Here is a 5,898-nt window from a genome sequence, read left to right on the forward strand (position 1 = left end):
GATATTTCAAAATTAATATTTCATAAGCTTGTATGGCTTTGCTATATTTTTTTTGTTCAAGATAAATTTGCGCCAACGTTTCGGTCATAATTGAAGACGGTGTTTCGTTGCTTTTAGCAATATTTATTGGCACTGCAGTGGTATCTTTTGCCTGTGGAATTTTAGGATTTAATTCAATAAATTTTTCAATTAAATCGAATTTTTTTTCTAATTCTGAAGAAACATTCATCTGTTTTTCGGTTTCTTCACGAACAATTGGTGCGATTTTAGCTAATTGAAGCCATTCTGAAAAAGAATGCGTTTCGTTTTTATCAAATTGAAATGGTTTGCCTATTTCTAATGCGGCTTCTACTTCTTTATTGGTTTCTTGTTGTTCTGAAACAAAATATGTCTCAGTTGAAGTAGTAGTTTTTGAAATACTATTTATTCCAACTGGTCGGTTTTCTTCTTCAACATATTCAAAATCAGCGACTATTATATTTTGAATTTCTGCTTGGTACTTGTCATATATTTCTTGCTGAAAAATTTTAAAATCAGCGGAAGTAATAAAATCGAATAACACACTTCTATCTGTTGTGTGAGCAGCCGTTTTCTTTAATTCGTAATTATATCTAAAACTTTCTTGATTATATAATCCTTTTAAATATAAAGCACGAGCACTTTGGTAAAATGGAAATTCATTTACAATAGTTTCAAGTATTAACGTTTGTTTGTCGTTAATAGCTTTAGAATTATTAAGTAGATTTATATAATCGTTTGTGTTCATTTTTTATTTTAATAAAATTTAAAGTTGACTTCGAGTGCCTCAGCCAACAATGCTTCGGATTCTCGAAAAACAATATTTAAACTACCATTTTGCTAAAGATTCGTTAAAAATATCTTGAGTGATTCTTTCGTAAATGATTTCCAATGCTTCATTTAAAACAGCAGAAGGCAATAAATTAGCATCATAATCGTGAAAAAACGAAAAACGCTTTTCGAAATTATCATCTTCTGAATTTTTACTTGAATACCTCACATTTATGGTAATTGTCATTCTGTTTTGTGAGGATTGTTGATTTGCATTAGATGCCATTGGCGTGATGCGATATTCTACAATTTCACCTTCATACAATAAATCGCCACCAGACGTTACCAAATCTAAATTGGTTTGATTTTGTATGGTGTTTTGTAATTTTTGCGTGAACGTTCGTTCTATTCCCACTTCAACAATTTCGGCATTATTTTGAAAATAATTTACCTGAAATGTTTTAGCATTAATTTTCCCTGTACCTGTGAAGTTGTATTTCACGTTACAACTTACAAGCAAAAACAAGGTTAAAATTGTAATTATTTTAATTTTTAAGTTCATATTTTAAGTTCTAAAACTACAAATCAAATTGTTTTATTTTTCTATATAAGGTTCTTTCAGAAATACCTAATTCATCTGCAGCTGCTTTTCTTTTTCCTTTATTTTTTTCTAACGATTTTTTAATTAATTCTATTTCTTTCGCTTCTAAACTAAGGGTTTCTACTTCGTCTATCGCTTCTGCATACAGATAATTGTTGTTAAAATCGTCTTCGTCATCAAACTCTTCTTGTTCTACTTCTTCTTCAACAGGTAAAACGTTTCTTTTTATTTCTTGTTCAAAAATAGTGTTTTTTTCTTCAGCATTACCATAAATTTTTTGAATAAGCGATTTGTTGTTTTCTTGCACTTTAGCATTACCATTTTGCATTAGCTCAAGCGTAAGTTTTTTTAAATCATTTAAATCGCTTTTCATATCAAAAAGTACTTTGTACAAAATTTCGCGCTCATTACTAAAATCGGAAGTGCTTTTTTTCTCTCCAACAACTTGAAGCGAATTACTTTCCATATTAGGCAAATATGATTTTAATGCCGTTAAGGATATGTCTCTATTGGTTTCTAATACAGAAATTTGCTCCGCTGAATTTCGCAATTGTCTGATATTTCCACTCCAACGGTAATGCATTAAATAATTCACCGCATCATCTGATAATTTTATTGGAGGCATTTTATATTTGTGTGCAAAATCGGCAGCAAACTTGCGAAACAACAAATGAATATCTTCTTTTCTTTCGCGTAAAGCGGGTAAATTAATTTCGACAGTACTTAAACGATAATATAAATCTTCTCTGAATTTTCCCTTTTCAATTGCTTCCAACATATTCACGTTAGTAGCCGCAACAATACGTACATTGGTTTTTTGTACTTGAGACGATCCTACTTTAATAAACTCGCCATTTTCCAACACACGTAATAAACGTACTTGCGTGGTTAAAGGTAGTTCTCCAACTTCGTCTAAAAAAATAGTTCCGCCATTGGCTACTTCAAAATATCCTTCACGAGTTCCTGTAGCTCCCGTAAACGATCCTTTTTCGTGTCCAAAAAGCTCTGAATCTATTGTTCCTTCTGGAATGGCACCACAGTTTACGGCAATGTATTTTCCGTGCTTTCTATGAGATAACGAATGAATAATTTTTGGTATACTTTCTTTACCCACGCCACTTTCTCCAGTTACTAATACAGAAATATCCGTAGGAGAAACCTGAATGGCTTTTTCTACCGCACGATTGAGTTTTGGATCGTTTCCAATAATCTCAAAGCGTTGTTTTATGTTTTGAACTGATTCCATTTTTTAATTGATAATTAATAATTAACAATTGATAATTCTAAATTTTCATTGTTAATTTTTAATTCATAATTTCTGAATACCCTACTGCTTCACCTATTAACGTTCCACTGGTACAATACGATATTTTAACTAATACAAAATCACCAGGTTTATAATTTTCTTTTGGAAAAACCACTACAGTATTTTGAGAATTTCTGCCGCTCCATTGTTTATCAGAACGTTTTGAATTTTTTTCTACTAATACTTCAACAGTTTGTCCAACAAATCGTTGCGTACGTTCTAAAGCGATACGTTGCTGCAAATCGATAATTTCATTTAATCTTCGTTTCTTTACTTCTTCAGGTACGTCATCTTCCATTTTTCTGGCCGCTAAGGTTCCTGGTCTTTCAGAATAAGCAAACATAAATCCGAAATCGTATTTTACATATTCTAACAAACTCAAAGTATCTTGATGATCTGCTTCTGTTTCTGTTGGAAATCCAGCTATAATATCTTGTGAAAGTGAGATATCTGGAATACGTTTATAGATGTTATCTACTAATGCAATATATTCTTCACGAGTATGTTGACGGTTCATTTCTTTAAGTATTCTGGTACTTCCGCTCTGAACGGGTAAATGAATGTAATTGCAAATATTATGGTGTTTTGCCATAACCTCAATTACTTCAATATGCATATCTTGCGGATTTGATGTAGAAAAACGAAAACGCATTTTTGGAAATTGCGTCGCACATCTGTCTAATAATTGTGCAAAATCTACTGAAGTGGCTTTTTGCATTTCGCTTGCTTTTTCGAAATCTTTTTTCAAACCTCCACCATACCAAAGGTAACTGTCCACATTTTGACCTAATAATGTCACTTCTTTGTAACCTTTAGCCCATAAATCGGCAATTTCTTCAATAATACTTTCTGGTTCTCTACTACGTTCTCTACCTCTTGTAAAAGGCACTACGCAAAATGTACACATATTATCACATCCTCGAGTTATCGAAACAAAAGCTGTAATTCCATTACTACTTAATCGCACTGGAGAAATATCTGCATACGTTTCTTCACGAGAAAGTATCACGTTTATAGCATCTCGACCGTCTTCTACTTCCTTTAATAAATTCGGAATGTCTTTGTAAGCATCTGGTCCTACAACCATATCAACAATTTTTTCCTCGTCTAAAAATTTTTCTTTCAAGCGTTCTGCCATGCAACCCAAAACCCCAACTTTCATTTTCGGATTGATGTCTCGTTTAATGGCATTATAAACTTGTAAACGCTTTCTAACGGTTACTTCTGCTTTATCTCTAATAGAACAAGTATTTACCAAAACCAAATCGGCTTCTTCTAAAACTTGAGTCGTATTATAACCTTGATTTGCTAAAATGGATGCCACCACTTCGCTATCAGCAAAGTTCATTTGACAACCATAACTTTCTATAAATAACTTCTTTTGGTTTCCTTGTTTGTTCTCCAAAACCATCGAAGTGCCTTGTTTGCTTTCTTCTATAACCTTTTCTTCCATAAAAACTTCATAATAGTGTATTCGAAAATTCATTTCGAAAAAAATTCTGTACAAAGATAGTACTAAATTTCACTATCTGCCAAATTGTCAGCATCAGTTTAACAAAAAATTAAAAAAATTGAGGTGCAACAATTCAAAAAATCAAAAAAACCACACCTATATATATTAATCAAAAAAATAATATACTTTTGCAAAATCAAATAATTGAAAATGGCGAAGAATTTAGTTATCGTGGAGTCACCTGCAAAGGCAAAAACCATAGAAAAATTTTTAGGAACAGATTTCCAAGTAGAATCGAGTTACGGACATATTGCAGATTTACCTTCAAAGGAAATTGGTGTAGATGTGAACGATAACTTTAAACCTAAATATGAAGTTTCTCCAGATAAAAAAGCTTTAGTTAAAAAACTAAAAGACTTGTCTAAAAAAGCAGATATGGTTTGGTTAGCTTCCGATGAGGACCGTGAAGGAGAAGCTATTTCTTGGCATTTAGCCGAAGAATTAAAATTAGATCCTGCCAAAACAAAACGTATTGTATTTCACGAAATTACAAAAACTGCCATTTTAAAAGCAATTGAAAATCCGAGAGATATCAATTATAATTTAGTAAATGCTCAACAAGCTCGTAGAGTTTTAGACCGTTTGGTAGGTTATGAATTGTCTCCCGTGCTTTGGAAAAAAGTAAAAGGCGGATTATCTGCCGGACGTGTGCAATCCGTTTCTGTTCGATTAATTGTTGAGCGTGAAAGAGAGATTCAGAATTTTAAAGCTGTTGGAAGTTATTCAATTAGTGCTGAATTTACTAATGAAGCTGGAAAAACAGTTAAAGCCAAACTAAATAAAAATTTCAATACAAAAGAAGAAGCTCAAGCATTTTTAGAAAAGAATGTAAATGCGAATTTTAATGTAGCGGATTTAGAAACCAAGCCAACAAAAAAATCGCCAACAGCACCATTTACGACGTCTACTTTACAACAAGAAGCCGCTCGTAAATTGTATTTACCTGTTGGAATTACGATGCAAATTGCACAACGTTTGTACGAAGCCGGTTTAATCACCTATATGAGAACGGATAGTGTAAACCTTTCTCAGGATGCTATGGCTGCTGCACAAGCTGAAATTACTTCGTATTACGGAGCAGCATATAGTAAACCAAGAAATTACAATACAAAATCAAAAGGGGCTCAAGAAGCGCACGAAGCCATTCGTCCTACAGATATGAGTCGTCATACAGTTGATATCGATAGAGACCAAGCTCGTTTATACGATTTAATTTGGAAACGTACTTTAGCCTCGCAAATGAGTGATGCGCAACTGGAACGAACCAATGTGAAAATTGCTGCGAATACACACAACGAATATTTTTCTGCAACTGGTGAAGTAATCAAATTTGATGGTTTTTTAAAAGTATATTTAGAAGGTAATGATGAAGATGATGAAGAACAAGAAGGTATGTTACCCGCTTTAAAAGTAAACGAAAAACTAAACCATAAATTCATTGCAGCAACAGAACGTTTTAGTAGACCTGCAAGCAGATATACAGAAGCTTCTTTAGTAAAAAAATTAGAAGAATTAGGCATTGGTCGTCCTTCGACTTATGCGCCAACAATTTCCACCATTATCAACAGAAATTATGTTGAAAAAGGAAGTTTTGAAGGTACAGAAAGAAAATACGAGCAATTAACTTTAATTGGTAAAGAAATAAAATCGCAAACGTTAAAAGAAAACTCAGGTTCCGATAAAGGAAAA

Annotated in this window: 5 protein-coding genes; 1 reads left to right on the top strand and 4 read right to left on the bottom strand. The window is 32.7% G+C overall.

Annotation, left to right across the window (positions count from 1 at the left end):
- From ABWO04_RS09405 to miaB, 4 genes are all read right to left on the bottom strand, one after another.
- Positions 1-766 (bottom strand): DUF8458 domain-containing protein (locus ABWO04_RS09405; protein WP_353079461.1); only part of this gene is annotated, 766 nt, incomplete at its 3' end.
- Between the two features lie 81 nt (positions 767-847).
- Positions 848-1,351 (bottom strand): LptE family protein, encoded by a 504-nt coding sequence (locus ABWO04_RS09410; RefSeq protein WP_353079463.1) that lies wholly within the window; start codon positions 1,349-1,351, stop codon positions 848-850.
- Between the two features lie 16 nt (positions 1,352-1,367).
- The gene (locus ABWO04_RS09415; protein ID WP_353079465.1) at positions 1,368-2,636 is read right to left on the bottom strand and encodes a sigma-54 interaction domain-containing protein; all 1,269 of its coding nucleotides are present in this window, start codon (positions 2,634-2,636) and stop codon (positions 1,368-1,370) included.
- Between the two features lie 58 nt (positions 2,637-2,694).
- Entirely contained in the window at positions 2,695-4,182 is a 1,488-nt protein-coding gene (gene miaB, locus ABWO04_RS09420) for a tRNA (N6-isopentenyl adenosine(37)-C2)-methylthiotransferase MiaB (RefSeq protein ID WP_353079467.1), read from the bottom strand.
- Between the two features lie 177 nt (positions 4,183-4,359).
- Between miaB and topA the strand changes: the two genes are divergently transcribed.
- The coding region (gene topA, locus ABWO04_RS09425) for a type I DNA topoisomerase (RefSeq protein WP_353079469.1) at positions 4,360-5,898 on the top strand (1,539 nt) is incomplete at its 3' end.

The sequence above is a fragment of the Flavobacterium sp. genome (assembly GCF_040382755.1).
Taxonomy (GTDB): Bacteria; Bacteroidota; Bacteroidia; order Flavobacteriales; family Flavobacteriaceae; genus Flavobacterium.